Origin of the sequence: Amycolatopsis sp. lyj-109 (assembly GCF_046548995.1) — a bacterium.
Lineage (GTDB): Bacteria > Actinomycetota > Actinomycetes > Mycobacteriales > Pseudonocardiaceae > Amycolatopsis.
Window position 1 is genome coordinate 75,189 of record NZ_JAJPWR010000018.1, and the last position, 26,600, is coordinate 101,788.

The 26,600-nt window shown below is 69.0% G+C and carries 29 protein-coding genes and 2 pseudogenes; 16 read left to right on the forward strand and 15 right to left on the reverse strand.

Annotated features, from left to right (window positions below):
* Positions 1-178 precede the first annotated feature (178 nt).
* A complete protein-coding gene (locus ACLJQF_RS33920; RefSeq protein ID WP_410614424.1) occupies positions 179-1,228 on the reverse strand; it encodes a fatty acid desaturase family protein in 1,050 nt (349 codons plus the stop codon).
* A gap of 523 nt (positions 1,229-1,751) precedes the next feature.
* Between ACLJQF_RS33920 and ACLJQF_RS33925 the strand changes: the two genes are divergently transcribed.
* The 3 genes from ACLJQF_RS33925 (at position 1,752) to ACLJQF_RS33935 (ending at position 3,436) form a co-directional block, all read left to right on the forward strand.
* The gene (locus tag ACLJQF_RS33925) at positions 1,752-2,015 is read left to right on the forward strand and encodes an ANTAR domain-containing protein (protein WP_410614425.1); all 264 of its coding nucleotides are present in this window, start codon (positions 1,752-1,754) and stop codon (positions 2,013-2,015) included.
* Between the two features lie 178 nt (positions 2,016-2,193).
* Positions 2,194-2,406, forward strand: coding sequence for a hypothetical protein (locus ACLJQF_RS33930; RefSeq protein WP_410614426.1), 213 nt, complete (start codon positions 2,194-2,196; stop codon positions 2,404-2,406).
* 70 nt (positions 2,407-2,476) lie between these two features.
* Entirely contained in the window at positions 2,477-3,436 is a 960-nt protein-coding gene (locus ACLJQF_RS33935) for a hypothetical protein (protein WP_410614427.1), read from the forward strand.
* Positions 3,437-4,092: 656 nt separating this feature from the next.
* Here ACLJQF_RS33935 and ACLJQF_RS33940 read toward each other — a convergent pair.
* The 6 genes from ACLJQF_RS33940 to ACLJQF_RS33965 form a co-directional block, all read right to left on the reverse strand.
* The gene (locus ACLJQF_RS33940) at positions 4,093-4,539 is read right to left on the reverse strand and encodes a hypothetical protein (protein WP_410614428.1); all 447 of its coding nucleotides are present in this window, start codon (positions 4,537-4,539) and stop codon (positions 4,093-4,095) included.
* A gap of 396 nt (positions 4,540-4,935) precedes the next feature.
* On the reverse strand, positions 4,936-5,268 hold the full coding sequence (locus tag ACLJQF_RS33945) for a hypothetical protein (RefSeq protein WP_410614429.1): 333 nt from the start codon (positions 5,266-5,268) through the stop codon (positions 4,936-4,938).
* Between the two features lie 334 nt (positions 5,269-5,602).
* Entirely contained in the window at positions 5,603-6,061 is a 459-nt protein-coding gene (locus ACLJQF_RS33950; RefSeq protein ID WP_410614430.1) for a hypothetical protein, read from the reverse strand.
* Between the two features lie 228 nt (positions 6,062-6,289).
* Complete coding sequence (locus ACLJQF_RS33955) at positions 6,290-6,673, reverse strand: hypothetical protein (RefSeq protein ID WP_410614431.1); 384 nt, start codon at positions 6,671-6,673, stop codon at positions 6,290-6,292.
* Positions 6,674-6,919: 246 nt separating this feature from the next.
* On the reverse strand, positions 6,920-8,188 hold the full coding sequence (locus ACLJQF_RS33960) for a tetratricopeptide repeat protein (RefSeq protein WP_410614432.1): 1,269 nt from the start codon (positions 8,186-8,188) through the stop codon (positions 6,920-6,922).
* On the reverse strand, positions 8,110-8,637 hold the full coding sequence (locus ACLJQF_RS33965) for an NB-ARC domain-containing protein (RefSeq protein WP_410614433.1): 528 nt from the start codon (positions 8,635-8,637) through the stop codon (positions 8,110-8,112). Before ACLJQF_RS33965 ends, ACLJQF_RS33960 begins: the two co-directional genes overlap by 79 nt.
* A gap of 113 nt (positions 8,638-8,750) precedes the next feature.
* Here ACLJQF_RS33965 and ACLJQF_RS33970 point away from each other — a divergent pair, with 113 nt between their 5' ends.
* Positions 8,751-9,059 (forward strand): hypothetical protein, encoded by a 309-nt coding sequence (locus ACLJQF_RS33970; protein ID WP_410614434.1) that lies wholly within the window; start codon positions 8,751-8,753, stop codon positions 9,057-9,059.
* Positions 9,060-9,278: 219 nt separating this feature from the next.
* Here ACLJQF_RS33970 and ACLJQF_RS33975 read toward each other — a convergent pair whose 3' ends face one another.
* A complete protein-coding gene (locus ACLJQF_RS33975; RefSeq protein ID WP_410614435.1) occupies positions 9,279-10,322 on the reverse strand; it encodes a GlxA family transcriptional regulator in 1,044 nt (347 codons plus the stop codon).
* 134 nt (positions 10,323-10,456) lie between these two features.
* On the opposite strand from ACLJQF_RS33975, the gene ACLJQF_RS33980 reads away from it, so the two are divergent.
* The 8 genes and pseudogenes from ACLJQF_RS33980 (at position 10,457) to ACLJQF_RS34015 (ending at position 17,044) form a co-directional block, all read left to right on the forward strand.
* Complete coding sequence (locus ACLJQF_RS33980; protein ID WP_010982638.1) at positions 10,457-11,383, forward strand: NADP-dependent oxidoreductase; 927 nt, start codon at positions 10,457-10,459, stop codon at positions 11,381-11,383.
* Between the two features lie 301 nt (positions 11,384-11,684).
* Positions 11,685-11,831, forward strand: a complete 147-nt coding sequence (locus tag ACLJQF_RS33985; protein WP_410614436.1) for a hypothetical protein — start codon at positions 11,685-11,687, stop codon at positions 11,829-11,831.
* A 327-nt stretch (positions 11,832-12,158) separates the two neighbouring features.
* The gene (locus ACLJQF_RS33990; protein WP_410614437.1) at positions 12,159-13,154 is read left to right on the forward strand and encodes an NADP-dependent oxidoreductase; all 996 of its coding nucleotides are present in this window, start codon (positions 12,159-12,161) and stop codon (positions 13,152-13,154) included.
* A 48-nt stretch (positions 13,155-13,202) separates the two neighbouring features.
* Entirely contained in the window at positions 13,203-13,805 is a 603-nt protein-coding gene (locus ACLJQF_RS33995) for a TetR/AcrR family transcriptional regulator (RefSeq protein WP_410614438.1), read from the forward strand.
* Between the two features lie 216 nt (positions 13,806-14,021).
* A complete protein-coding gene (locus ACLJQF_RS34000) occupies positions 14,022-14,264 on the forward strand; it encodes a hypothetical protein (protein ID WP_410614439.1) in 243 nt (80 codons plus the stop codon).
* Between the two features lie 247 nt (positions 14,265-14,511).
* Positions 14,512-14,784 (forward strand): annotated as a pseudogene (locus ACLJQF_RS34005) (transcriptional regulator); the annotation flags it as partial.
* 73 nt (positions 14,785-14,857) lie between these two features.
* Positions 14,858-15,070: pseudogene (locus ACLJQF_RS34010) on the forward strand (hypothetical protein); the annotation flags it as partial.
* 468 nt (positions 15,071-15,538) lie between these two features.
* On the forward strand, positions 15,539-17,044 hold the full coding sequence (locus ACLJQF_RS34015; RefSeq protein ID WP_410614532.1) for a family 43 glycosylhydrolase: 1,506 nt from the start codon (positions 15,539-15,541) through the stop codon (positions 17,042-17,044).
* Between the two features lie 368 nt (positions 17,045-17,412).
* Here ACLJQF_RS34015 and acpA read toward each other — a convergent pair whose 3' ends face one another.
* On the reverse strand, positions 17,413-18,972 hold the full coding sequence (gene acpA / locus ACLJQF_RS34020) for an acid phosphatase (protein WP_410614440.1): 1,560 nt from the start codon (positions 18,970-18,972) through the stop codon (positions 17,413-17,415).
* A 325-nt stretch (positions 18,973-19,297) separates the two neighbouring features.
* Here acpA and ACLJQF_RS34025 point away from each other — a divergent pair, with 325 nt between their 5' ends.
* Both ACLJQF_RS34025 and ACLJQF_RS34030 read left to right on the forward strand, forming a co-directional pair.
* Positions 19,298-19,459, forward strand: coding sequence for a hypothetical protein (locus tag ACLJQF_RS34025; protein WP_410614441.1), 162 nt, complete (start codon positions 19,298-19,300; stop codon positions 19,457-19,459).
* A complete protein-coding gene (locus ACLJQF_RS34030; protein WP_410614442.1) occupies positions 19,459-21,009 on the forward strand; it encodes a carboxylesterase/lipase family protein in 1,551 nt (516 codons plus the stop codon). Before ACLJQF_RS34025 ends, ACLJQF_RS34030 begins: the two co-directional genes overlap by 1 nt.
* A 216-nt stretch (positions 21,010-21,225) precedes the next feature.
* Here the strand turns inward: ACLJQF_RS34030 and ACLJQF_RS34035 are convergent, their stop codons facing one another.
* The 3 genes from ACLJQF_RS34035 to ACLJQF_RS34045 form a co-directional block, all read right to left on the reverse strand.
* Positions 21,226-21,873, reverse strand: coding sequence for a response regulator (locus tag ACLJQF_RS34035; RefSeq protein ID WP_410614443.1), 648 nt, complete (start codon positions 21,871-21,873; stop codon positions 21,226-21,228).
* Entirely contained in the window at positions 21,870-22,988 is a 1,119-nt protein-coding gene (locus ACLJQF_RS34040) for a sensor histidine kinase (protein ID WP_410614444.1), read from the reverse strand. The genes ACLJQF_RS34035 and ACLJQF_RS34040 overlap by 4 nt, the downstream gene beginning before the upstream one ends.
* Positions 22,989-23,135: 147 nt before the next feature.
* Positions 23,136-24,266 (reverse strand): ABC transporter substrate-binding protein, encoded by a 1,131-nt coding sequence (locus tag ACLJQF_RS34045; RefSeq protein ID WP_410614445.1) that lies wholly within the window; start codon positions 24,264-24,266, stop codon positions 23,136-23,138.
* 156 nt (positions 24,267-24,422) lie between these two features.
* Between ACLJQF_RS34045 and ACLJQF_RS34050 the strand changes: the two genes are divergently transcribed.
* The gene (locus ACLJQF_RS34050) at positions 24,423-24,797 is read left to right on the forward strand and encodes a hypothetical protein (RefSeq protein ID WP_410614446.1); all 375 of its coding nucleotides are present in this window, start codon (positions 24,423-24,425) and stop codon (positions 24,795-24,797) included.
* Positions 24,798-24,876: 79 nt separating this feature from the next.
* Here the strand turns inward: ACLJQF_RS34050 and ACLJQF_RS34055 are convergent, their stop codons facing one another.
* A complete protein-coding gene (locus ACLJQF_RS34055; protein WP_410614447.1) occupies positions 24,877-25,158 on the reverse strand; it encodes a TetR-like C-terminal domain-containing protein in 282 nt (93 codons plus the stop codon).
* A gap of 19 nt (positions 25,159-25,177) precedes the next feature.
* Between ACLJQF_RS34055 and ACLJQF_RS34060 the strand changes: the two genes are divergently transcribed.
* Positions 25,178-25,477 (forward strand): hypothetical protein, encoded by a 300-nt coding sequence (locus ACLJQF_RS34060; RefSeq protein WP_410614448.1) that lies wholly within the window; start codon positions 25,178-25,180, stop codon positions 25,475-25,477.
* Between the two features lie 28 nt (positions 25,478-25,505).
* Here the strand turns inward: ACLJQF_RS34060 and ACLJQF_RS34065 are convergent, their stop codons facing one another.
* Together ACLJQF_RS34065 and ACLJQF_RS34070 are read right to left on the reverse strand one after the other, a co-directional pair.
* A complete protein-coding gene (locus ACLJQF_RS34065; protein WP_410614449.1) occupies positions 25,506-25,673 on the reverse strand; it encodes a hypothetical protein in 168 nt (55 codons plus the stop codon).
* 272 nt (positions 25,674-25,945) lie between these two features.
* On the reverse strand, positions 25,946-26,281 hold the full coding sequence (locus ACLJQF_RS34070) for a hypothetical protein (RefSeq protein ID WP_410614450.1): 336 nt from the start codon (positions 26,279-26,281) through the stop codon (positions 25,946-25,948).
* Positions 26,282-26,600 lie beyond the last annotated feature (319 nt).

The following is a 26,600-nucleotide window of genomic DNA, read 5'->3' on the forward strand; positions in this document are numbered from 1 at the left end:
GTCACCAGCTCGCCGCCGTCATGGGTGTCACCCTGAAGAAAGCGCTCCCATCCTTAACGAGGGAGCCAGCATAGTGTTCACCGTGGGCTCCGGCGAAGGACCCGGCGCCGCCATGATCGCCGCCAGGCGTGCTACTCCCACTCGTGCAGGCACTCGCCCTGGAACTCACACGCGAAGATCAGCGGGTACGTTCGTTCTTCTCCCGCAGCGGCGCGCTGGCGTCGTGCAGGTGTCGCAGGACGTGGTAGTAAGTCTTCACCAGTCCGCACTCTGCGTACTCGATGCCACGGCCGGCACAGAACTCACGCACCAACGGCTGCGCGCGGCGCAGGCTGACGCGCGGCATGCTGGGAAACAGATGGTGCTCGATCTGGTAGTTCAGCCCGCCGAGCATGAACTCGACCCACCGGCCGCCGCGGATGTTGCGACTGGTGAGGACCTGCTTTCGCAGGAAGTCGAGCCGGGTCTTGTCGGTGAAGGTCGGCATACCCTTGTGGCCGGGCGCGAACGAGCACCCCATGTAGACGCCCCACAGTCCCTGGTGCACGGCGATGAACGCGACCGCCACCGGCGGGGACAAGACCACGAACACCGCGCCGAGGTAGACCCCGAAGTGGACGACCAGCAACGCCGCTTCCAGCCACCGGGCTTTGACCTCCCCGCGCCACACGGCACGGATGCCGGCCCAGTGCAGGCTCAGCCCTTCCAGGAACAGCAGCGGGAAGAACAACGACGCCTGGTGCTTCGACGTCCAGCGCACGAAGCCGCTCTTCTCCGCAGCTTGTCCCCGGCTGAAGGCGAGCAGCGGGATGTCGATGTCAGGGTCGTCGCCTTCGTGGTTGGGATTGGCGTGGTGCCGGCTGTGCTTGCCCATCCACCAGCCGTAGCTCATGCCGACGACTGCGCCGAACGCGTAGCCGGCACGGTCATTCGCCCGTCCGCTGCGGAAGATCTGGTTGTGCCCCGCATCGTGGCCGAGAAACGCCACCTGGGCGAACATCCCCGCGAAGAACACGGCCGTGGCCAGCTGCCACCAGGAATCGCCGAGCACCACGAACGCCCCGCACCCGCCGACGAGCGCGAGGAGGGTAAGACTGATTTTCACCGCGTAGTAGCCATAGCGACGGTCAAGCAGACCTTTACCCCGCACGAGGCGAGCCAGCTCGCCGAAGTCGTTACGCGACGTCGTACGGGCATCCGCGTCGGCGTTCACCGGATACGTAGTCATCGAAGTCCCAATCCTGTGTCGCCGGGAATCGGCGCGACCACTCGTTGCTGATTGACGCAGGTTCCCGCATGTTTGTGCGCTAAACGGGATCGACTTGTCGGAAATCGGCAGCGAGGGTCCGCCCCGGCACGTCGCCGGCCGGCGGCTGAGACCCAACCTCCGCCTTTGATGATCGGACCCGTCAAGGGGCCGTGACCGGCAGCGGGAACCCTCGCGTGGGCGGTGTCCCGAGCAGAGCAGCCTGCACCACCGGTAGTCACGGGCCTACGTCACTGCCACCGCCGACCACCGGAAGTGGGCCCTGCCTGGACGCGGCCGACCCCCACGGCCCGGCCTACGCCGCCAGCCACGACCTCGCCACCGAGAAGCGCTGGCCAGACTTCGCCGCAGCGGCGGCCGAGGCCGGCTACCGAGCCGTGCACTCCACCGAGGTGCTGCCGGGCGTCGGCCCAGGACGTTCCACGGCGCGCTGAACATCTACTTTCGCGACGTCCACACCCTCGACGACACCGACCGGCACACAGTGCTGCTGCTGGCCACCCACGCCGCTCTCGCCCTGGCTCACGCGCGCAGCACCGAGCTCGCCGACCTCAACGACCTCGGGCTCCGTCACGCGATCGACACCCGCGATGTCATCGGGCAGGCGAAAGGGATTCTGATGCAGCGCCAGGGCATCACCGCCGACGCGGCGTTCGCGCTGCTGCGCAGCACTTCCCAGAACCTCAACGTCAAACTGGTCGAGGTCGCCCGTAACATGGTCGCCCACCATGCCGAACTCGACGACTGACATCGCCGCGGCGTCCTGACGATCACCACCCGAGCCGACGCCGCCGCTGGTTGCCGTAGCGACCGGGCACCCCGGAATTCCGTGTCGCAACCGGTCAGCCGCTCGGGGTAACGGCGGCGTCGGGTTCGGCAACCCGGAAGCTGAAGCTTTGCCGTCCGCCGAGTAGGCACGCGGCGCGGTGCGGCTGTCGCGTCAGCGGGTGATCGTCAAGCGGCTGAACGCGATCCAGGACCTGGCCGCGATGGACGTGCTGTGCGTGGACAAGACCGGCACGCTGACCGAAGACCGGGTCACCTACGCCCACAGCATCGACCTGACCGGCCGCCCGGACGGCGAGGCCGCCGAGTACGCCCATACCACGTGGGAAGAACCAGTACCGGCACACCGATGACGACCACGTTCGCGCGTGCGTCGCGATCGCCACCGCGCACGCCTCGCTGCGCGAGGAAGCGGTCGGCCAGTTGCTGGACCTGCTCGCGGAGCCCACCTCCGGAGTCGCACAGAAGACCGAGCAAGAAGCCGGTGACCTGTTCGCACAGTACCCAGATCTGGTCCACGATCGTTTGTCAGAGCTGACAGCGCAGGACAATCGATTCGCCGGCGCGCTACTCGCCCTGATCGCCGACGAGCCGTCGGAGGCGCAGCTCGCCGACGCCCGCGCCGCCGCCGAAAAGCTCAAGGCACCTTCGCGCAATACCGCGGAGGTTGTGAGTGTGGGGACGGGAGCCTTGCGGCAGTCGCTGCTAGCCCGGCACCTCCCACCGGCCGGTCGAGCTGTGCTTGTACAAGCGCAGTTCGACCGAGCCGCATCGCCGTACGAGCCGGGCAGCAACCGCGCCGACTACTACCTGGCCGCGGCCAACTTGTTTACAGATCTGGAAAATGTCGAAGCCCTCTTTGCCGAAGCGCTCCTTCGGGCCAGCGATCCGAGCCCCTCGCACCCCGACCTGTTCGCCACTCTCGGCAACCACCCGCTCGGGATGCTCCGGACGACCGGGATAATAACCGACACCCGCACTTACGCCGTCTTTCTGGCGGCAGCGCTCGCCCGCACCGAGGAACAGAAGTCACGCGTACGCACAACCGCACTCGGCTTGCTGGGAGCGGGACAGAACTCCGGATACCACGCAGTGCGCGCATTGCAGATCCTCGGTGCCAAAGAGCTGTTCCACCATGTGACGCTGCTGGCAGTACACCAGGGCTGGGCCGCCCGTTCCCTCGCGGCAATCACGTGGCCAGGCAGCACACCCATCGACGCCACCGTAGGGCTGCTCCTGGCCCGCGACCCCGACCAGCGCGTCCGGCGCTCACTTGCCGGTGCGCTCCGCGAAGTTGACCGCCGCGAGCCCACCGACCAGGTCCGTGAAGTCCTCGGTGCGGATCCGCGCCATAGCGTCCGCCGGCTATTGGAGCAGCCATAGGCGTAGGGCACGGATCGACGGCGGCCGGGCTGCGTTCATGACCGCTCAGCGAACGGTTGCCCACTTGAGCACGTCCTCAACGGCGGCATGATCCGGTTCACGCTGAGCGCGCTACCGCCAGCACCGCCAGGAGTACTTGTCGGAGTAGTTGTCGTAGTGAGACACCGCGCCGGAGCCGTACTGCTCTACGCATGCCTCGTCCACACTGATGTTCTGATCTGTGCTTCGCCAGCCCCCAGCAGGATCGAGGACACAGCGCCATCCCCACGTGTTCGGATATCGCGATGCGGCTTGTCGCCCCCCTGCGTGTCAGGGTGAGTTGAGTCGCGTTGAGGACATACAGTTGTGCAGCCGGGCAACCAACGTCCCGACGAAGGACGGGGCCGCCCGAAATGGCACGACCCCGTCACCGCACACCGAACAGGTGCACCTGGTTACCGCTGACAGAAGGTTCCTACGCCAAGTACTACCAACACCACCAGGGCCACCACTCGGCTCATCGTCGCCACCTTGAATCCCAAGGTCACGAGATCAACGTCGGAGCATTTTCGGCACTGGTCAACACAGCCACAGAGTGCAGCCCATCACAGGATTCGCCGCAGATTCACCCATCCGAAAACGGGCCGGTTACTCAGCCAAGGCCGCGTAACAATCCACTAGATGCGCTCCAGGGTGGAGTTCATGATATAAGTTTCTTCGCTGCCGATGACAACAGAGCCACTCACGCTGGCGCCGGTACCACCGCTAGACCTGCTGAGAGTAGAGATTTCCTCGTAGCCTCCTCGATAACCCAGGTAACGAGTGGTCATCACCCAACGATAGGTATCCGCCGCGAGGTATATCTCCCGGTACCCTCCACCGGAAATGCCATTAGCTCGGCTCAGAACCGCCCTCCAGGCGTACGTGCCGGCGCTCAGGTAGATGTTGCGCTCGATGGAGGCGGTGGATCCGGCGGGCGGCTTCAATTCGAGGTAGATATCGCGAGCCAGCGTGGCCCGACCTGCCGCTTCGGCGCTCGGCGGCATGAGTATCGAGGCCGGCCCACCAAGGGCGACCGCAAGTGCCATCGCGGCGATTAGATGCAGCAGCGAACGTTTGAACATGATAAATTTCCTTTACGTGGTATTTGAGAACTCTCGATTCCGATTCCGAGCAAACCAGAGTCGGACATATCCAAGCATCTGCCAATCAGGTATTTGTTCAAGCATGAATCGGGTATATGCCTGCACACGGACGGCCGCATATGAGCAGACCATCTCACTGTTCGATGCCGTCGTGCACCGCCTCACTGAGTGCCTCAGTGCGTAGCGGCGAGCTGCATTTCCCGCTTCTTCGACACTGACACTGTTCCCGAACAGGGCGTATCCGAGCTGAGTCTGCTCGCGATCACCACCGACCTCGAACACGGCTGGATGCTGGTGACTGACGACCCGGAGGCGCGCTCACCTGCCCGGCCTAGTGTCGGCCTGATGCTTGATTGCACTGATGTCCGAGGCTTCTCACGTAGCTGTTGATCGATTCCTCGCGACTTGCCTGGCAGCAACAGAATTGGTCGATGAGCGGCACGCACACGATGAGCATCCACGATTCTGCGGCCCGTTTCGTGCGGCCGGCGGGCTATGACCGAGAACATCGAAAACCACATCCCAGGCGACGAAGCCAACCACGACTTTGACCGCGTCGGCCTTGACCAATTCGGAGGTCAGGACCAGCGCCACGATCACCACCCAGCCGAACAGCAAGTAGAACCAGTACTCGCTGCGGGTGGATCGGCCGCGCCACGAGAACGTACGAGTGACGCCGTTGGTGACAGCGGTGACAGGTCCGATCATGGTGCTGTTTTAGCAGGGGCGTTGCGGGACCGGTCCCGAACGCAGGCGAGTTGCTTTCGCCGGATCGCGATCGGCCAGTACCTCAGCTCGCAGACCTAACTGGATTGTCCGAGGCTACGCCCCAGCCCGATGGCCGTGGCGACTCCGGCAATCTCGCACATACCGAACCTGCGTCATGACCCGGCACCCCTCCGCCCCACCGACAACTTCATGAGGGTCCGGACCCGAACGGGCCTCCGCCTGCCTGCAGTCGAAGGCCCGTTCGGGCTGACCGTGCCTCGCCAGGGCGGGCCTGGTCAGCGACCAGCGTGCGGCAGAGGCCCCGTCCGACCCGCTAATCGTACTGGCGAGCAAGCGAAGACTGCATTCGCCAGAGTCCCGGGCTGTTGACACCGAAGAACGCGAATCGCTGGGCGGGTGGCAGATTTCCTGTAGCAAGGGTTGCGAACACCTTGTATCCGCCGATATCTACATCAGGCTTGACGAATGCCACGTACCAACGATAAGTGCCTGCGTTCAGCTTGATCAGCTTATTGTCCCACACCTCTTCGGGTTGGCCGACCAGGCGGGCCGAGACGTCGAACGTGTACGTCCCGGCCCTGAGATAGATGTCACGAGCGATGTCCGCGGTCGACCCTTTAGGCGCGGTCGGGCTGAGCGTGACATCGCGCTGGAGGTAAGCAGTCTCGTCCGCGAACGAGGCCACCGGCGAGGCAGTCGCCGGAGATTGTCCAACGACCGCCATGACAGCGGTCGTCACAGCGACCACGAACACACAGAATCTCTTCTTCACGCAACCTCCCATGATGGAATTTCCCGACTTGGAGCGCTGATATTTCACATCAGGATTGCCGAAGACATTCTATGAGCCCCAATCCGGGACCGGTCCCCTCGAAATTCGTGTAGAGAGCAACTCTGCGGCCGCTACGACCTGGTGCTGGACTTCGGCTGCTTCCACACCCTGCCCGACGACTGCCGCACCGCCTACGTCGCCAGCATCATGAGCAGGGGACTTCGTTTCTTACCCATCAGCGCCTCCACGTGCCGTCCACCCTCTAGGTCGCGGGAGCACGCGCACGACGCAACACCACGTTCGCCGGCTGACCGAATTGTCACCATCTAATGCCGGCGGCGACAAACGCCAGGTCACGGCTGCAGCATGAGTTCTGGCAAGGTACAGGTGGTGGCCGATGTAGGCGAGGTCGCCGCGGTCGAGTGCGATGCCATACGGGTAGTGGTGCTTACGGACCTTGCCGTCCTCGGTCTCTTGGTCGGTCTTGACCAAGCCGTGCCCCGACGGCGACGGCGACGGCGTCACCACCGCGATCTCACCGACACACTCGGCCGGCAGCAGCGTCTCGAGCTGGCGGGCGTCGCCTCGGACGGCCTGGCCGTAGCCACGCATGCGGGCCAGGCGCAGGGCGGTACCGGCTCCGGCCGGGCTACTCCCAGCATCCGATGCAGTCGGGCCGGGACAGAGGCCCGGTCTGCTGTGCCGCGGCCGCCGGGGCGACCACCAGAACCGCCGCAGCGACCACAAGCCCGGCAAGCGTAAAGATCTTCTTCATTTCTCCCCCTTTTGGTGAACAGCGGAAACACGAGTATGCCCTGGCCGGACGGCTCCCAACCCGCCGAGCTGTTGCTCCACCCGTTAGCACTCCTCGTCCCGGCCCTGGCCTCGGTACAGTTCCAGAGCTTCCTGCCGCGCTTCGCGCGCTTCGCGCGCTTCGCCGGTCCGTCCGAGGGCGGCGTGTGAAAGGCCGAGGTGGTCGAGCGTTTCGGCGGACGCCGGGAGGTGGCCGAGATCGCGTCGGAGGGTGAGCGCCCGTTCGTGGAGGCAGATGGCCTCGTCGTGGTTGCCCGCGTCGTGTTCGAGGCGGGCAAGCCGGTGGAGGCTGTCGGCCTCCCCCGCGGCGTTGCCGTGGTCGCGATGCAGAGCCAGGGCGGCGTCGAAGTGGCCGCGGGCGGTGTCGTGGTCGCCGAGGCGGGCGGCCTGCCGGCCCGCGGCGTTGTGTCCATGGGCCGTGCACACCGGCAGGCCGAGTTCCTCGAACAGTCGCAACGCGCGGATGGTGTGGGTCAGCGCCAGCTCGTCGTCGTGCCCCTCCAGCGTCCGAGCGAGGGACTGGTGGGCGTGGCCCAGTTCGTAGCGGTCGTCGTGGTCTCCGGCAAGACCGATGGCGTGCCCCAGCTGCCGGATCGCCTCGTCGCGCAGTCCCGACGCGGCGCACGCGCGCCCGAGGTGCCGGTGGGCGACGAGCGCGGGAGCCGGGCCCGGCAGCGACGTCGCCGCGTGGACTGCGGCCCGCCATCCCGCGAGACGGTCGTGACGGTGGCCTCGCCGCTGTTGGGCCGCGTCGATCGACAGGGCCAACCACCACACGGTCTCGTGCCGGTCCCGGCTCGCGGCGGCGTCCTGGGCGGCGAGCAGGGTGGCACGCTCGGCTTCGAACCAGACCATGGCGGCCTCGGCGCCGGGCAGCTCGAGGACGTGCGGACCGGGTTCGGGTGGGGTGAGGTCGACGGGTCCGCGATGCGTGTCCAACAGCAGACCGGCGTTATAGGCGGTGTGGGCGCAGAAATCGAGGACCCGGTGCACGGCCGCGTCCCGGAGGCCACGGCGCAGCGTCCGTGCGGTTTCGGCCGCGTAGGCGCGGATCAGGTCGTGCATCCGGTAGCGGCCGTCCGGGTCGTGCTCGAGTAGCGACGTCTGCTCGAGGCCGCGCAGCACGGCCCGGGCGCGTGTCGGCGGCAGCCCGGTCAGGTTCGCCGCAGTGACCAGGGCGGTGTCCGGCCCCGGAGCAAGGGCCAGCAAGCCGAACGCGGTGGCCTGGTCGTCGGTCAGCGCGGCGTACGACCAGGACAGCACTGCGGGCAGGCTCGCGGCCGGGTCGTCGTCGGCCAGGCCGTCCAGGCCCAACTCCCGCAGTTCCCGACCAGGACGGACAGCCGCGCCCCGGCCCGGCCGGCGAGCACACTCAACGCCAGCGGCAGGCCACCGCAGAGGCCCACCAGCTCGTCGACCGCCTCGCGCTCGGCATCTACCCGGGCGGCACCAAGCCGGGCGGCCAGCAGCTCGTGGGCGTCCGCCGCAGGAAGGACGCCCAGCGCAACGCTGCGGGCATCGTGCGCCGCGACCAGGCCCGCAAGCCCGTTGCGGCTGGTCACGACCACGGCGCACGACGCACCCCCGGGCAACAGCGGCACGACCTGATCGGTGCCGGCGGAGTTGTCCAGCACCACCAGCAGCCGCTTGCCCGCAGTTAAGGTTCGGAACAACGCCGACCGGCCGTGCAGGTCCGGCGGAATCGAATCCGGCTCGACACCGAGCGCGGCGAGAAAGCCGAAGAGCGCCGCGGCCGGGGTCATCGGTGCGCCGTCGCCGAAGCCGCCGAGGTCGGCGAAGAGCTGGCCATCCGGGAACCCGGTCGAGCCGGCGGTGCGCCCAGTGCAGGGCCAGCCAGGTCTTGCCGAGCCCGCCGGTGCCTCGGACGACGGCGAGCATCATCGTGCCGCTCGCCCTCGCGACGTCCAGTGCGGCGTCGAGCCTGCGTCCTTCGTCGGCGCGGCCCACGAAGGACGCAGGCGCGGCGCGAAGCTCGCGCGGCACCGCCGATCGCGGTGGTGGGTCCGGCCGGCCGGCCCGGGTGGTCAGGGACCTGATCGGGCACCTGCACGCCCGCGGCATCCACACCGGAATCGACGAGCATCTTCTCGACGAGGCCGTCCGCACCATCCACCGGGAAATCGCCTCCGCTGCACCGCTCGTCCGTGAACACGGAGAAGCATGATGGGCCGGACACTCGCGTAGAAGATCTGGGACGCGCACGTCGCGCACCGACCACGAGGGGCAGAAGCTGCAGCAGATCGTGCGCCGGGGCAGCACGAGTTCGGTGCGCTACCGGCGGGCGATGATGCTGCGGGCCTCCGCTGGTGGGGGCACCGGCAGCGGACGATCCGGCGGATCCCGGCCGGCCCGCGGAGCGGGTACGTGCGGCGCTGATGCGTCCTCAGACGCCCGCTTCCACCAGGTCGTCGGTATGGAAGGTGCGGCGGTAGGAGGCGGGTGAGACACCGAAGGCGGTGCGCATGTGGGCGCGCAGGGAGTTGGCGGAGCCGAAGCCACAGCGGTGGGCGACCAGGTCGATGGCCAGGTCGGTGGTCTCCAGCAACTGCTTGGCCAGTTCCAGGCGTTGCGCGGTGAGCCACTGCACGGGGGTCATGCCGACCTCGTCGCGGAAGCGGCGGGTGAAGGAGCGCAGGCTCATCCGGGCGTGTTCGGCCAGGCGGTTCAGGGAGAGGGGTTCGCCGAGGTGTTCCAGGGCCCAGGCGCGGGTGGCGGTGGTGGTGGCGACGGTGGGTTCGGGCACCGGGCGGTCGATGTACTGGGCCTGGCCGCCGTCCCGCCAGGGCGGGACGACGCACATGCGGGCGGCGCGGTTGGCGGCGGCGGCGCCGTGGTCGCGGCGGATCATGTGCAAGCACAGGTCGACGCCGGCGGCGACGCCCGCGGAGGTCAGGACGTCGCCGTCGTCGACGAAGAGGACCTCCTCGTCGACCTTGACGCGGGGGTAGGCGCGGCGGAACTCGGGGGCGAGGTGCCAGTGGGTGGTGGCGGGCCGGCCGTCGAGGAGGCCCGCGGCGGCCAGGACGTAGGAGCCGGTGCAGATGGACACCAGGCGGGTGCCCGGCCGGATGCCGGCGATGGCCGCGGTGACCTCGGGCGGCAGCGGGCCGCCGCGGCCCAGCTCGGGCATGGCGTGCGTGGGCGGGACGATCACGGTGTCCGCGGCGGCCAGGGCCTCGGGACCGGCCGCGGGCTGCACGGTGAACCCGGCGTCGCTGAGGACCGGGGCGCCGTCGGCGGTGCAGACGGTGACCTCGTACAGCGGGCGTGAGCCGGCGTCCAGGACGCTGCCGAAGACGCGGGAGGGGATGCCGAGTTCGAAGGGCGGGACGCCGGGCAGGGCGAGGACGGCGATGCGGTGCCGCCCGGCCGCGTCGGCGCTCGGGCCGGGGCGGGGGTCGGTGCACGGCCACTGCGTCTCACTCATGGCCAGATCCTGTCACATAGTGACCAGACGGCCAACACCATGGTGGGGGCGGGTGCCGGATCGTGGACTGCGTCGCGCCGGGAAGGGCCCGGGCGGCCGGTATCCGATCAAGACGGAAGAGTGAGGCGGACAGCATGCGTGCGGTGGTCGTGGAGCAGTGGGGCGGACCGGAGGTGCTCGTGGAGCGCGAGGTCGCCCGGCCCGAGCCGGGACTGAACGAGGTCCTGGTGCGGGTCCACGCGGCCGGTGTCAACCCGGTGGACTTCAAGACCCGGGCCAGCGGGGCCCTGATCGAGTGGGGCGAGGTCCCGGCGGTCGGCTGGGACGTCTCCGGCACCGTGGAGGCCGTCGGACCGGGCGTGGGGATGTTCCGCCCCGGGGACGAGGTGTACGGCATGCCGCTGTTCCCGCGGCAGGCCGGCGCCTACGCCGAGTACGTCGTCGCCCCGGCCCGCCACCTCGCACCCAAGCCGGCGAACCTCACCCACGTGCAGGCGGCGGCGCTGCCGCTGGCCGCGCTGACCGCCTGGCAGGCCCTGGTGGACACCGCCGGGGTGCGCGCCGGTGAGCGGGTGCTGGTGCACGCGGCGGCCGGCGGGGTCGGCCACCTGGCCGTGCAGATCGCCAAGGCCCGCGGCGCGTACGTCATCGGCACGGCCAGCGCCGGCAAGCACGACCTGCTGCGGCAGCTGGGCGCGGACGAGGTGATCGACTACCGCACGGTCCGCTTCGAGGACGCCGTCGGGGACGTGGACGTGGTGCTGGACGGGCTCGGCGGCCAGAACGCCGAGCGGTCCCTGACGGTGCTGCGCCCGGGCGGCCGGCTGATCACCCTGCCCGGCCCCGACGACGTCCCCGCCGACGTCCCCGGCCACGTGCGGGCGGTGTGGATGCTGGTCGAGCCCGATCACCTGGGTCTGCGCGAGATCGCCGCACTGGCCGAGCGGGGCGCGCTCACGCCCGTGGTCGAGACCGTCGTCCCGCTGGCCGAGGCCGCGAAGGCGCACGAGATCGGCGAGCAGGGCCGCACCACCGGGAAGATCGTCCTGAGCGTCGCCTGACCCCGGCCGGGTCGGCTGCGGACAGGTGGAGCGGGACTGGAGCCCCGGGACCGCCCGGTCCCGGGGCTCCGGGCGCGGCCGAACGGGACGGGGCCGGCCGGACAGGACGGAACTGCGGCTCGGGCTTCGGAGGGGGCGGGGCTGCGGCTCGCGGGGTGCTTCGGTGACGTCCGGGGCGGCGGCTCGCACGGGAGCGGAGGCAGGGCTACGGCTCGCGCCGGAGGGGTGTCTTCGGTGGTGGCCGGGGCCTGCTGCTGCCGGCGGGTGCTCGCGGCCGGTATGTGGCACCGGGGAGAGCGCGTTGCGGGCCCAGGACGCCCTCGGCGCCGAGGACGGCGGCCTCGTCGGCCGCCCGTCAGCGGCGGCCGCCCGCCGGACCGTCTCGACCCGCGATTCGGCCACGCCGCTCCCCCGCTCCTCCACCGCGGTCCGCCCCGCCTGCCGGTAGCCCGCCGGAACCGAAGTCATGGACAGGGTTTGCGACTGTCCGTTGTCCGCACTGCCGGACTGGATGTTCATGCCGAGTTGCGCGGCGCGGATCGCGGCGACGTACCCGCTCGAGCCGACACCGAGGACGATGACGTCGGTGGCCGCTCGCGGCGTCCGATCGACATGTGGGCCACGTCCCATGGGGCCTCCCTTGACGATAATTCTGAGTAGACTCATAATTGAGTGTGCTCGGGTTGAGCGAGTGAGGCGAGGCCCCAGATGTCACGCCGAAGTGGCTGACCTGGCCTCACGCCTGGATAAATCGGATGAAGACAAGGAGTGCCCCATGCGAGCGTTCGTCGTCGCCAAGTACAAGGAGCCGCTGCAAGAGGCGGACGTCCCCGAGCCCACCGTGGGGGAGCACGACGTGCTCGTCCAGGTGGAGGCCGCCGGGCTGAATCAGCTGGATGAGAAGATCCGCGCCGGTGAGTTGAAGCAGATCCTGCCCTACCAGCTGCCGCTGATCCTGGGCAACGATGTCGCGGGCACTGTCATCAGCGTCGGGACGGCGGTTCGCGGTTTCAAGCCCGGAGACGAGGTCTACGGTCGGCCCGACCAGGACCGCATCGGCACCTTCGCCGAACGCATCGCCGTCGCGGAGGGCGACCTGGCGCTCAAGCCCGCCTCGATCAGCATGAATGAGGCCGGCTCGCTGCCGCTGGTGGCGCTCACGGCGTGGCAGGCGCTGGTGGAGCGCGGGAAGGTGCAGCCCGGGCAGAAGGTCCTCATCCACGCCGGCGCCGGCGGGGTCGGTTCGATCGCGATCCAGCTCGCCGCGCACCTCGGTGCGCACGTCGCCACGACCGCCAGCGCTTCCAACGCGGACTTCGTGCGCGCGCTCGGCGCGGACACGGTGATCGATTACCGCACCCAGGACTTCGAGCAGCTCCTGACCGGCTACGACCTGGTGCTGGACAGCCTCGGCGGGGAGACTCTCGAGAAGTCCCTGCGGGTGCTCAAGCCCGGCGGCAAAGCCATCGAGATCGCTGGTCCCCCGGAGCCCACTTTCGCGCGCGAGGCCGGCCTCAACCCGCTGCTGCGCCTGGGGGTCGCCGCCCTGAGCCGCAAGATCCGCAAGCAGGCGAATAAGCTCGGCGTAACGTATGAGTTCATGCTCATGCGCGCCAGCGGCGACCAGCTCCGCCAGATCACCACCCTCATCGACCAGGGCGTGGTGCATCCGGTCGTGGGAAAGGTGGCCGGCTTCGACCAGACCCCGCAGGCGCTGCAGTCCCTGTCCCAGGGTGGCATCCGCGGCAAGGCCGTCATCGGCCACAGCTGACCCGCCGCAACCGCGACGGGCGACACAGAACGCACGAGGACACCACCCATGTCTGCCGCCTCCCAGTCGGTCGGCCGGCGCGAGCGGAACAAGCAGGAAAAACTCGACCGCATCGTCGCTGCCGCCAGTGAACTGTTCGCCGAACACGGCGTCGATGAGGTCACGACCCAGCAGATCGCCGACAAGGCCGACATCGGCACCGGGACCCTGTTCCTTTATGCCAAGACCAAGGGCGAACTGCTCCTCCTTGTCCAGAACGCCAAGTACGTCGAAGCACTTGAGCAGGGCCGGGCGGACGCCGAGACCGTCCCCGGCGTGCTGGACGCGGTGCTGGCGATCATCCGGCCGATCGTCGAGTGCAACCGCATCCAGATCGACAACGGACGCACCTACCTGCGAGAGATGGTCTTCGGCGACCCCGAGGAGCCCCGGCACGGCGCGGCATTGGCCATCCTCGCGCAGACCGAGGAGGCCGTCGCCGCCGTGCTGCGCCGAGACGAACGGGTCGCAGAGGGCGACGCCGCGACGCTGGCACACATCGTGTCCGCCGTGATGTTCATCAGTATGGCGGCGGGCGTGAACATCGCCTTGAGCGTCGAGGAGATCGTGCAGGACATCCGCAGGCAGGTCGACGTCCTGCTACCTCGCTGAAGCGCGGCCGGCCTCAGGCCCAGGCGACCATCCGGGTAGTCCTCGGCTGCAGCACGGCCCGAATCCCCAAACGGCTACTTGAGGCTGGGCAGCAGGACCGGGTCCGGCCAGACTCTGGTCCAGGTGCTCGGCGAGTCGCTCCCACAATCGGCTGCCCGCCGGTGGCATCGGCGTGGCTCTCTCATGGCATGCGTCTCGCCGAGCACCGCGCGAGGAGTGGCTGAAAAGGGGTCTGTTCTGCTCGAAGTAGCGGTGCCCTCCTTGCTGACATCGTCGTGTCGAGGCAAGGAGAACCGCATGCCGGTGATTATCGGGATGGACCAGGAAATCGAGGTCTTCGCGTTCGGGCACACCATTCACCGGCCCACCGCCTGTTCACTCCTCGACGAGGAGGCCGCACGATACCTCCGGCTCGTGCATGTCCCCACCGAAGCCATCGATCTCACCGGCGGCTCGTGACCCACCGGCCACTGAAGGGCGGAGCTCCCGGCAGCACACCGAAAGCCGTCGGACCCGGATCCTGTCGCACCATCGCGCCTTCCCGAGATTAAAAGGTTTCAACACCCGGCGCCGTGACGCTATTATCCACTACAAAGGCAAGTCAACGCCGAACGGCGATCCGTGGTGAAACGTTTTGCCTCCTCGCTCGCTCCACGAGCCGACCACGGAGCCACGGAGACCGGCCAGGACATCGGTGCGGGCCTCGGTGCGACGGGTCCTCGACAACCTCGCCGTGCCCGCGGTCGTGATCAACGCGCGGCACGACCTCATCGCCGCCAACCTCATGGGCCGTGCCCTGTTCGCCATGCAGTTCGAGGCCGAGAAGCCGAACCTCGCCCGGTTCATCTTCCTCGATCCGCGCGCCCGGGACTTCTACGCCGACCGGCCTCTTGCCCGCAGCATGACCGCCGCGATGCTGAGGCTCGCGGCCGGACGCGACCCGCTCGACTCCGGCCTCACCGCACTCGTCGGGGAGCTGTCCACGCTCAGCCCGCAGTTTTCGCGCGGACTGGGCCGAGCACGAGGTCCACGAACACCGCACCGGACAGAAGGTCTACCGCCACCCCGAAGTCGGCGAAATCGACGTCACCTTCGACGTGTTCGAACTCCCCGGCGAACCTGGCCTGTCCGTCTGTACCTACAGCGTCGACACAGGCTCTGCCTCCGCTGACAAGTTCGCGATCCTCGCCACTTGGGCGGCGACCCAAGGATTCGAGAACCGGCATCGCACCGGAGCCGCCCGCGGTCAGGAACCGGCAGAGTGACTCCGCAGACCACTGCACCAAGGTGGTGATTGGCTTGCCAGTGCATGGAATTGGAGCCTCGAGCGAATGCGTGGCGCCTGACCGGTCCTCGAATGGGTCGTGGCCGTGGCCGGGGCAGCGATCCCGGTGGACGGCGGCTTCATGGCCCAGTAGCTGCTGGTCCAGACAATGGGCATTGCCGGCATTCCGGGCGCTCTGAATCGCATCACACCGGACCACCCTCGACCAACGGACAGGCACGCCACTGGTCCCGGGGATTCACTCCGTGCATGCCCCAATACTCAAGGTCACGTCTTGACGGTCGCGATGTTAGCGTTCACACTGCCGTGACGTCATTGAGGCGAGGGTGATCGATCCCGTCGGGGGTCGCCCTCACGTGCAGGTCGATGCCGTTCGAGTTGGCCAACGAAGGTGAACAGGACAGTGATGACAGGTAGGTCTATCCGGCGGCTTGCGTTGGCGGCCGTGATGGCAGTGGCGGCGACGGTGGGGTTCGTCGTGCAGCAGTCGCAGGCGAACGCAGTGCCCGCGCCCACCGCGTCCGTGCCCACCGTGTACGCGGGAACGCTCATCCAGCAGCGCGCCGACTCACAGATCATGAAGCACACCGACGGGTACTACTACTTCACCGGCACGGTGCCGGAATACGATCGGATCGTGCTGCGTCGGGCGAAGACCCTGACCGGTCTCGCGTCCGCACCCGAGACGGTGATCTGGCGGCACCACGCAACCGGTGAGATGGCCAACCACATCTGGGCGCCGGAACTGCACTTCATCAACGGCAAGTGGTACGTGTACTTCGCGGCCGGACGCTCTTCGGACTCCTGGGACATCCGGATGTACGTCCTGGAAGGTGCCGGCGCCAACCCGCTCACCACGACCTGGACCGAGAAGGGCGCCATCCACACCGGGATCGCCGACGAGAAGTTCGCCCTGGACGCCTCGACGTTCGTCGACGAGTACGACAGGAAGAAGACCCGCTACCTGATCTGGACGCAGCGCCCGCCGGCGGACGTCGCCAACCCGACCAACACGAGCATCTACATCGCGAAGATGGGCGCACATCCGTGGGAGATCACCGGCACTCCGGTGCTGATTTCCGCTCCCACCTACGACTGGGAGATCCAGCGGTACCGCGTGAACGAGGGGCCGACGGTGTTGCAGCGCAACGGCCGGACCTTCCTCACCTACTCGGCCAGCGCCACCGACACGCGCTACTGCCTCGGCATGCTGACCGCCCGGAAGGGAGCTGACCTGCTCGATCCGAAGTCCTGGGCAAAAACCCCGGACCCGGTCTTCAAGTCCGACGCCGCCACCGGCCAGTACGGCCCCGGGCACAACTCGTTCGTGGTCGCCGAGGACGGCAAGACAGACATTCTCGTGTACCACGACCGGGACTACTCATTCAAGGACGAGGACCGAAGCGCCCTCGACGACGTGAACCGGCGCACCCGCATCCAACCGTTTACCTGGAACGCCGACGGCACCCCGAACTTCGGCGTACCGGTGGCTGATCCGGCGCCGGTCAAGCTGCGGATGCACGCCTCACCGGAGTTGTCCGTGCGGCACTACGAGTACCGGGCCCGGCTCGACACCGCCGTCAGCCCGGCGGAGGACGGCCAGTTCCGGCTTGTGCCCGGGTTGGCGGAGGGCGGGACGGTATCGCTGGAATCCGCCAACTTCCCGCACTACTACCTGCGTGACGACAACGGGGAGGCGTGGGTCCGCGACGCCACGTCGCACGAGGACTTCGTCACCGGGGCGAGCTTCTTCCTGCGGCGGGGACTGTCCGGCAGCGGCGTCTCGTTCGAGGCGATCGGCTACCCGGCGGGCCGGTACCTGCACCGCGGACCCGACAACCTGCTCTACTTCGACAAGGTCACGTCGGCAGCGGACAAGGCGCAAGCCACCTTCGACTTCGACCCGGCACCGGCCGCCCTGCCCGCCGGCCACCCGGCTCCCCGGTGGCCCTGATCGGCGATGTCGGGATCGACGTCATCGGCGTCGGCGCTCTGTCATCTGCGCTGCCCCGTCACCGAATCTCCGTCGACGGCAGGTAACGGGTCACCTCGTCAGGTCCGGCCGCTCCGGCGGGCGGACCTGGCATGTGCCCACGTTCGGCGTGCGGCAACCTCCAGTCGTGGAGCCGCGATTCGCGCGACCAACCGTTGGCCGTCGTGCCGGGGGACGCTATACGCCAGGCCGCGAATGGCACACCGCCTGGACTCACGGCCACCACAGCTGTACGTGGTGAGGGCGCCGCAGAATCCGGTGCCGAGCAGGACGAGCAACAGCGCCGAAACTGCCCTCCCACGCACGGAACACCTCGGACAACCCGTCGATCACCCGCAGGAGGCGAGCAAGTCGGCCACGCGTGCGTCGCGGGTGCCCAGGGGCGCCAGGTGGAAGCGGTGCTCGATGGTGGCCATGATCGAAGTCGTGTCGTGAGACGTGTGGTCCACGCTGAACGGACGACGCAGCTGCGGCGAGATCAGCAGAGCGGGGATCCGGGTGCCCGGCCCCCACTGGTCCGCGGCGGCGTGCCGGCCGGCCGGGGGTGCCACGTGGTCCCACTGGCCGCCGAACTCGTCGTAGGTGACCACGACCAGCGTGTGCTCGGCGTCCGGGCCGCTCTCCACAGCCTTGATCAGGTCGACGAGGTGGCGACTGCCGGCGTCCTCGCTGGCGTAACCCGGGTGCTCGTTCTCCTCACCGACCGGCTTGACGAAACTCACCGGCTTGAGGCGGCCCGCCTTGGCAGCGCTGACGAACTCGGCCTCGTCCCGCAGATGGGCAGCGCGGGCCGGAGTGCCGGGCGCCAAGCTGGCGTAGTAGTTGAACGGCTGGTGGTGGTACTGGAAGGTGGCGTCGGGGCAGTTCGGGTAGACCGCCCCGGCCGCGGTGCGCGGGCTGGCGCAGGTCCCAGGGGTGGCGCCGTTGGTCCAGCCAGGACCGCCGACGTTGCCGTTGGCGTTGTCCCAGCCGCCGGAGTACCAGGCCCAGTCCACCTTCGCGGCCGACAGACGGTCGCCGATGGTCGGCGTGGTCTGCGGCGGCAGCCGCCGGGACACCGGGGTCCCCGGCTGGTAGGGCTGGTACGGCGGCTGGACGGTGTTGATCGCGTAGTCGCCGCACACCGTCCCGGCCGGTGGCGCCCCCACGGTCGCGGGGACGACACAGCTGCCATCGGCGTTCGCGGCCTGGGTCAGCGCCCGATCAGCCGTGCCGGGAGTCGCGGGGTGCAGCGGGGTGCCCGCGGGGAAGCCGTCCGGCCCCACGATCGAGTGCAGGTCGTCGGCGCCCCCGTCGCGCACCGCCCCGGGCCAGGTCGGCGTGTTCGGGGTGATCAGCCACTGGTGGTTGAGGAACGACCCGCCGAACGCGCCCTGGAAGAAGTGGTCGGCGACCACGTAGTCCGGCGCGTGCCGGCCGTGCAGGTACTCGTAGATCGGCAGGCCGCGGGTGTCGTAGTGGCCCATGGTCAGCCCGACCGCGTCGCTGCCCGCGACGTAGCGGTCCATCGCGCCGCCGTGGATCTGGTACTGCTCGTTGTAGAAGCGGTGGACCAGGTCGCGGGTGCAGCCGCCGGGTAGCCCCTGTCCTTTGGGCACGCCGTTGGGCAGGAACACGCCCGGAGCCGGGCACGTGGTGTCGGCGGGCTGGATGTAGTCGTCGATCTGGAACGGGCGGTTGGTGAACGCCGAGCTGACCGTCGTCGTCCCGATCGTGCCGGTGCACGTGACCGGCAGCGGCGGCGACGTGAGGTTGACGTCGTTCTGGGGCAGGCATGGCAGCGCCGTGCCGTCCGGCGCCACCTGAGTCTGGGGCCGTTTGAGGCCGTCGACGCCTTCCCAGCCGCCGAACAGGTTGTCGAAACTGTGGTTCTCTTCGTAGATCACCACGATGTGATCGATCCCCCGGCCATGGCCCCGGTGGTCCGGTTGAGCACTGGCCGTGACAGCGCTGGCGAGCAGAGCCGGCAACGCCGCAGCGACCACGGCGCCTCGCAGAACCATCCAGGACCCCATAACGCACCTCCAAGGGCAGACCGCTAAGCAGCCTCGTCCACAGCGGCCCGACATACAAGTGCCGGGCGCGCAGGATGCTCGCCACCCGCACGACTCGACTGGACGGTTCATGCCGACGATGGGCCGTGGTGAGAAATTCCTTCGCTTGCCATAGCGTCCAGACGCCCTGGATAGCCGATACGCATCAATTGTCAGTGTATTGGTCCAGGTCGCCAGCGGCGCTTTCCCGCGGTACGCCCGCAATCCCGGCACCGGCGAGTCGCGAGCCACCGCCACCACGCTGCTCGCCGCCGACCAGACCGTCCACTTCGGACCGGATCAGCCGTCCGCCATCACGCTTCCGGTCCTCGGGTCAGCCTGATGACAGCCGACGCGACGCAACGGTCGAATGCCGAGCCCGAGATCCGCACCACCGCCGGAACGGTGCGCGGACGCTGGGAGGGCCGGCTCGCCGCCTTCCTGGGCATCCCGTACGCTGCACCCCCGGTTGGTGCCGCGCGGTTCGCCGCGCCTCAGCCCGTGTCCCCGTGGGACGGGGTGCGCGAGGCGGTTGCCTTCGGCCCGCCCGCGCCACAGGACTTCGCGGGCTTCCGGAACCTCGGTCTCGGCGAGGGCACTCCCCCGCGATCGACCGGCGACGACTGGCTCACGCTCAACGTGTGGACACCGGCCCCGGATCGCTCCGCGCGGCTCCCGGTGATGGTGTGGATCCACGGCGGGGCGTACAAACTGGGCTCCGGCGCGGACCTCCTGGCCAACGCCCGGATCGCTCAGGAGGGCAACCTGGTGCTGGTCAGCCTGAACTACCGGCTCGGCATCGAAGGCTTCGCCGCCATCGAGGGCGCCCCGCCCAATCGCGGCCTGCTCGACCAGATCGCCGCGCTGGAGTGGGTGCGTGACACCATCGCCGCGTTCGGCGGCGACCCGGACCGGGTCACCATCTTCGGAGTGTCGGCCGGTGGCAGCTCCGTCGGCACGCTCATGGCGATGCCCGCCGCCGCAGGGCTGTTCCGCCGCGTCATCGCGCAGAGTTTCGGCGGCCCTTTCCTCTCACCTGAACTGGCCACCGACATCACCACCGCCATCGCGGGCCAACGTGGCAGGCGACCGACCGTCGCCGATCTGTCCACACTGGACCCGGACGACCTTGCGCTGGCCGGCGAGGAGACGGCCGCGACCCAGCGCCAGTACCTCGACCGATGGGGGCCGATGGCCGCGCACCTCACGTTCTTCGTCCCGAACGTGGACGGCGACGTGCTCCCGGCCACCCCGTACCAGGCCTTGGCCGCCGGCGTGGGACACGACATCGAGCTGATCGCCGGGCACAACCGCGACGAGTACCGGCTGTTCCTGTTCGCGTCCGGAAAACTGGGCGCGATCGACGACCAAGAAGCAGCCCGGGTGCTCGATGTCTTCGGCCCCGGCACGGACGCTGACCAGGCCTACCGCGCTGCCTTCCCGGACGCCACGGCCGAACAACTCTGGGAATGGGTCCAGTCCGACTGGCTGTTTCGCATGCCGACGCTGCGGCTGGCGCAGGCCCACGCGAGCGGCGGTGGGCGAACCCACTTCTACGAGCTGACCTGGCCCGCGCCGGGCGCGGGTGGACTGCTCGGTGCGTGCCACGGTCTGGACCAGCCGTTGGTGTTCGGCGATTTCGAGAGTGGATTTGCCCGGAGGTTGCTGGGCGGCCCAACGCCTTCGGTCGAGACGGTGGAGCTGTCGGCGCGCATGCGCGCGGCCTGGATCTCCTTCGCCACCACCGGCGACCCGGGCTGGCCCGCGTTCGACACCGACCACCGCCTGACCCAGGTCTTCGACGCACGACCCACGGTCACGGCGTACCCCGAGGAAGACTCGCGGCAACTCTGGGAGCGCGACGATTTGGCGCCGTTGCCGCTGTTGCCGTAGCTACACGTCGAGGATCAGGCACTGTCTCGCCGGATACGCAGGTGCCTTCCCGGCACGTCGAGGGGTACGGCCGGGCTGCACCCGCACGGTGATTCCACTGCACTGGAGGTGGACGTCGAACGACGGATCCGCGGTCGTGACATCTCGTGGTACGACCGCTCGACATGCAGACCCCAGCCGCGCTCACGGGCCCGTCCCGTGGGAGAAGCTCGCCGCTCAGGTGAGTTCCAGCAGTCCTCGGCGAACCGCTTCGGAGACGGCCGCCGCCCGGTTGTCGGCGCCCAGTTTCCGGTAGATGCGCACCAGGTGCGTCTTGACGGTTGCTTCGCTGAGGTACAGGGATTCCGCGATGGCGCGGTTGCTGTGCCCATCGGCCAGCAACCGGACGACTTCCCGCTCCCGTTCGCTCAGCTCCGGAGGCGGGCTGACCACCTGGCCGACGAGATGCCCGACGACCTCCGACGCGAGGCCGATGCGGCCGGCGGCAGCCTCGCGCACGGCCAGGAAGAGCTCCTCGGGCGACCCCGCCTTGAGCACGTAGCCGCGAGCACCCGCCTCCAGCGCGCGGACGACGTCGGCGCGGCCGGAGTAGCTGGTCAGCATCACCACGGCCGGGCCGGCAGCCTCGGCGGTCAGCCGGCGGACGGCCTCGGCTCCGTCGATGCCGCGGTCCGTGCCCGCGAAGCGCAGGTCCATCAGCACGACGTCGGGCGCCAGCTCGGCGGCGAGGAGCACTGCCTCCTCGCCGCTGCCCGCTTCCGCGATCACCTCGAGGTCCGGCTCGCCGTCGAGCAGGGCCCGTAGTCCGGCCCGCACGACCGCGTGGTCGTCGGCGATCAGCAGGCGCAGCGGTGTGGTCGTCATCGGACCGCCGTGGAGGTCGCGGGCACGGCCGGGCCGGGCCGCAGGCGGCCGGGGACGCGAACCCGGATCCGCGTGCCCTGGCCTGGAGCGGTGTCGACCTCGAGGTCACCGCCGTGCTCCCGCAGCCGCGCCCGGGCCGACGGCAGGCCGACGCCCCGGCCCGGACCTGCCGGGTCGCCGGTGTGGTCGAAGCCGACGCCGTCGTCGCACACGTCCAGTTCGACGCGGTCCGGGTGGTGGTGCAGGGTCACCAGCAGGGTCGTGGCGTGCGCGTGCTCACGGACGTTGGCCAGCGCGCCCTGCGCCACCCGGAACAGAGCGGTGGCGGCCTGTTCGCAGAGGTCGGGGCCGGGGCCGCCGACCGAGCGGAACCGCACGCGCGCCGCGGTGCCGTCCTGCCGGGCGCGGTCGCACAGCAGCCGCAGGGCCCCGCCGAGCCCGGCCTCCTGGAGGGGAGAAGGGGTGAGGTCCCCGATGATCCGCCGGGTCTCGGCGAGACCAGCGCTCAGCCGGTCGGTGACCGCGCGAACGCGGGTGCGCGCGACGTCCGGCTCGGCCCAGCTTCGCTCCGCCGCCTGCAGGAGCATCACGCTGCCGGCCAGTTCCTGGGCGAGGGTGTCGTGCAGGTCCCGGGCGAGGCGCATGCGCTCCTCGAGCACACCGGCCCGGCGCTGCTCCTGCTGCAGCGCCCGGTACAGGGCCACTGTGCCCCAGACGGCCGCCACCGGGATCAGCACGATCTCCGCGTCGAACCCACCGGTGGACCGGGTCAGCTGCCCGACCAGCACGACGGTGATCACGCCGACCGCGACCGTCGCGCCACGGCGTCCGAGCGCCCGCAGCACCGCCCAGGCCAGCGGCACAGCGCACCAGACGTAGGCGACGGTCAGGACCGGCGGGTTCAGCGCGACCAGGACCGTCCACAGCAGGAGCAGGGCCGCGACCCACGCATACCGGACGCGGACGCCCATCGTGGACCACAGCGCGAGACCGGCCGCGTACACCACGGCCAGCACCGAACTGACGGCGACGATTTCCCAGCACAGGGGCATGTTCAGGCTGACCAGCCGGACCATCGCGGCACCGACGACGACGAAGAACACGAAGTGTGGCACCTGCCACAGGAGCCGGCTTCCGCGCGCCGACGATGGCGAGTGTTCGGACACGGCGAACCCCCTGGACGGATATCCAATTAGGACTGTGCCGTCCAGGAGCTTAGCCGATGCCGGTGTGACTCACGTCAAGTTGTGGCTCACGTCAAGTCAGGCGCCCGGGCGCAGTCCGGGCCAGCCGGGCGTGGGGTCGCCCTTGACCTCGCCGAAGTACAGCGCGAAGGTCTGCTTCCACCGCTCCACCTCGGCGCGGTCGGCCATGAAGCGCGGGAATCCGCCCAGGTCGGCGTTGGGGTACTCCCAGATCGGCTTCAGCCCGGCCGGCGGAGTGACGTCCGTGCGGACCGACCAGCCGTTGAAGGACGCCTGCTGCTGCGGAAGCGACAGCTGCCAGTTCAGATAGAGCTTGGCGGCGGTCGGGTTCTTGGCCTGCTTGAGGATCGCGGCGCGCTGGCCCCAGGCCATGAACGGGTGCCCGTCGGCGGCCACGAACCGCACGGGCGCCGACGCGGGCGAGGTCAGCGAGCCCGCGCCGCCGATGCCGATCGCGGCCTGCCCGGCCATCACCGCCTCACCTGGCGAATTGCTGCCGCGCGCGAACCGCACGCCCTGAGTGGCCAGCTTCGCCGCCCAGTCCCAGCCATAGGCCTGGACGTAGCGCGTGTAGAGGTAAAGGACGGCGTCGTCGTCGTGCGGGTACGACGACGCGATCTTCCCCTGCCACTTCGGGTCGACGAGGTCGAGCGGGGTGCGCGGCGCTGCCGACCCGACCGCCGACGTCCCGTACATGAAGCTGAAGGCGAGCGCCGAAACCGCGACCCAGGCACCCTGGCGGTCCTTGAACGCGTTGTAGACCTTCGAGAACCCGGCGGGCTTGTAGCCCAGCAGGTGCCCCTGTTCCTTCCAGCGCACGAAGTCCTGCACGGTCTGCAGCTGCACGACGTCCGGGACGAGCGTGCCGGTGGCGAACTGGTTGTCGACCCGCACGTCGTGGTACTTGCTGTAGTCGACGATCAGCGTCAGGTCGATGCCCGGGAAGCGGGCCTTGAAGGCGGCCTTGGTCCCGTCCTGCTGGGTCGGGGTGTCGCCACCGGCGTAGATGACGAGCTTGCCGCCCTCCGCCAGCGCGGCCTGGTAGAGCTGGTCGAGCGTCCGGGTCTCCTCGGGGCCGCCGCCTGATGGTGACCCGGGCGAGGCCGACGCCGAGGTGGCACCCACGCCGATGCCGATGGCGGCACCCGCCCCGGCGGCAAGGACACTTCGTCTGCTCAGGAAGGCCACGTCGGAGAAACCTCTCTACTGGGGGACGTGCGAAGCCCACGCGCCATGGGCCACCGTCAGTGTGGCGCGGCCGAGGCGGCGACCGCGTCGTACGGACGGCGCGATGACGCGTGCGGGAGAGGGAACTCGCGTTCAACCGAACGATTGAACGCCGGGATGCTCGCCACGGTGCTGTCGGAGTTTCCCGTCGACGTGACTGCGGCCGGCGGTGTCGGCGATGCCCACGCGGTGAGGGTGCCGCTCCTCAAGCGCGCCGATCGGCTCCTGCAGCAGAACCTCTGGTCCGCCCTGGTGGCGAGCGCGATGACGGCGTCGCCCCAGCCACGGCGCGGATGCCCGCCTGCAGTTCCTTCGGAATTCGTCAAGTCCCAGCCCACGACCAAGGCCCCGGCCGATTGGTCCACCGGTGACGTCTGGTTCGACGTTGTTTACGCCGGTGAGGAGCCCTCACGCAGGCGGGCCAACCTGGTCCGATTCTCCCCCGGCGCGCAACTATCGGCACCATCACCCCTGTCGGACAGACCCGGCTGAGAGCCGCAGTGCCGCAGTCAGTGGTCAGTACGCCAGGGCCGGGGACGATTCAGCATCCGCCCCGAGCAAAGTCCAGCCTTCACGGACCTTCGGTGGCGAGGCTCGTGACCAGCGCGGCCACCTGATGCGCGAGCGCGGCCGCTTCGTCGGTGCGGTGCTTCAACTGGCCGTCCAGCCACAGGGACGCGTAGCCGTGGACGAGGCTCCACAAGGTGACGGCCAGCACGTTCTTGTCGCCGGCACGCATCACCTTCGCGTCCAGGCATTCGCCAACGGTGTCCGCCGGCGCGGCGAACGCCGCCTCGCTGGCTTCCGCTCCGGCCTCGCTCTTGTGCGGCTGCTTCAGCTCCGGCCGGAACATCAGGCGAAAGTACGTTGGATTGGCCCTCGCGAACTCCACGTACGCACCCGCCGCCCTGCTGGCGGCCGAGCGACCGGACGGTTCGTGGCCGTTCGCGGGTTACCGCATGACTTCGCTGACCAACGCCGAAGAGTCCGTCAACGACTTCGCGGCCAAAGCACCTTGGCTGGTCGAGGACCGGCTCAGGGCACTGGGAGCCGACTTCGTGGCCGCGGCACCCTGGTCGTCACACGTCGTGGTCGATCGGACCCTCTACACGGGACAGAACCCCTTTTCCTCGGTCGAGCTGGCGAAAACGCTCGTCGCGGCGGTCGGCTGAACACTCGCCGGTTTCGCGGAGTCGCTTGTCAGGGCAGCTGCGGGTACAGGGCGGTGACGCCGCCGACGAGCCCGGCCTGCGCCTCGCGGCTGATGTCGTCCACGACGATCTCGTAGGTGCCCGCGGCGAGGCCGTCGGCGGCGAGGCGTGCGACGTCGGCCGGGGCGGTCTTGGGTGCGGTGACGGCCTCGGTCATGCCGGTGTCCATGGAGGCGACGTGCAGTCCGGCTACCCGGATGCCCTGGTCGGCGAGCTGGAGGCGTAGTGCGTTGGTGAGCGACCACTGCGCGGACTAGGCGGCGGGCGACCGCGGACAGGCGATCGTCGACCTCTTCCGCGTGCGGAACGGCAAGATCGTCGAGCACTGGACGTGATCCAGGACGTACCGGCGACATCGGCGAACGACAACACGATGTTCTAGCCCCAGAATTGACGCTCCGGCAGGACCGCCGCCATCATCGGCCGATGTCAGCTGATTCCATGCAGCATCGTCAACTCGGCAACCGACATGTTCGCCGCCTGAGCACTCAAGCCGGCGGCCGCGTTCCCGCCGGGTGCGTCGAACCCGCCGGCGTGCGTGGCGACCTGACCGAGTACGCGGTTCACCTGCCCGGCCCAGTGGGCGGCCGCCGGCGTGGCGGTCGCCTGTCGAGCGAGCTGGACGGTCAACAGTGCGTCGGTCACGGCAGCATGTGCGGCAGCGAGGCAACTCACCGGAGCCAGCCGGTCTGCCATCTGCAGCGGGTGCAGCACACCTGAATGGGTGGGAATCTCGCGAATGGCAGCAAGCTCGACCGTATTCATGGGAACTTCCTAAGGTTGGCCGTCGGATGGACGCAGGCTACCCACCGCAGCACCCCGGAGGGAGCCGATCAAGTACTTTCAGAAACAAATATCCGAACCCCTCGGAGCTCTTCTTCGCCGTCAAGAAAACTTCTCCACCGACCGGCGATTCAGCCGATGGTGTAGGCGTAGGGAATTCCGGCCCGCTCCGACCCAGACCGGGTCGTAGGCGCCGGTCCCCCAGAACTGGCCGGTCTGTGCGGTGACCGCCGGGTCGAACGCCTGGGCGTGCGGTCAGCAACAGGTTCGCGGTGCCCGCGGCTGCCGGGGCGCTGCCGAA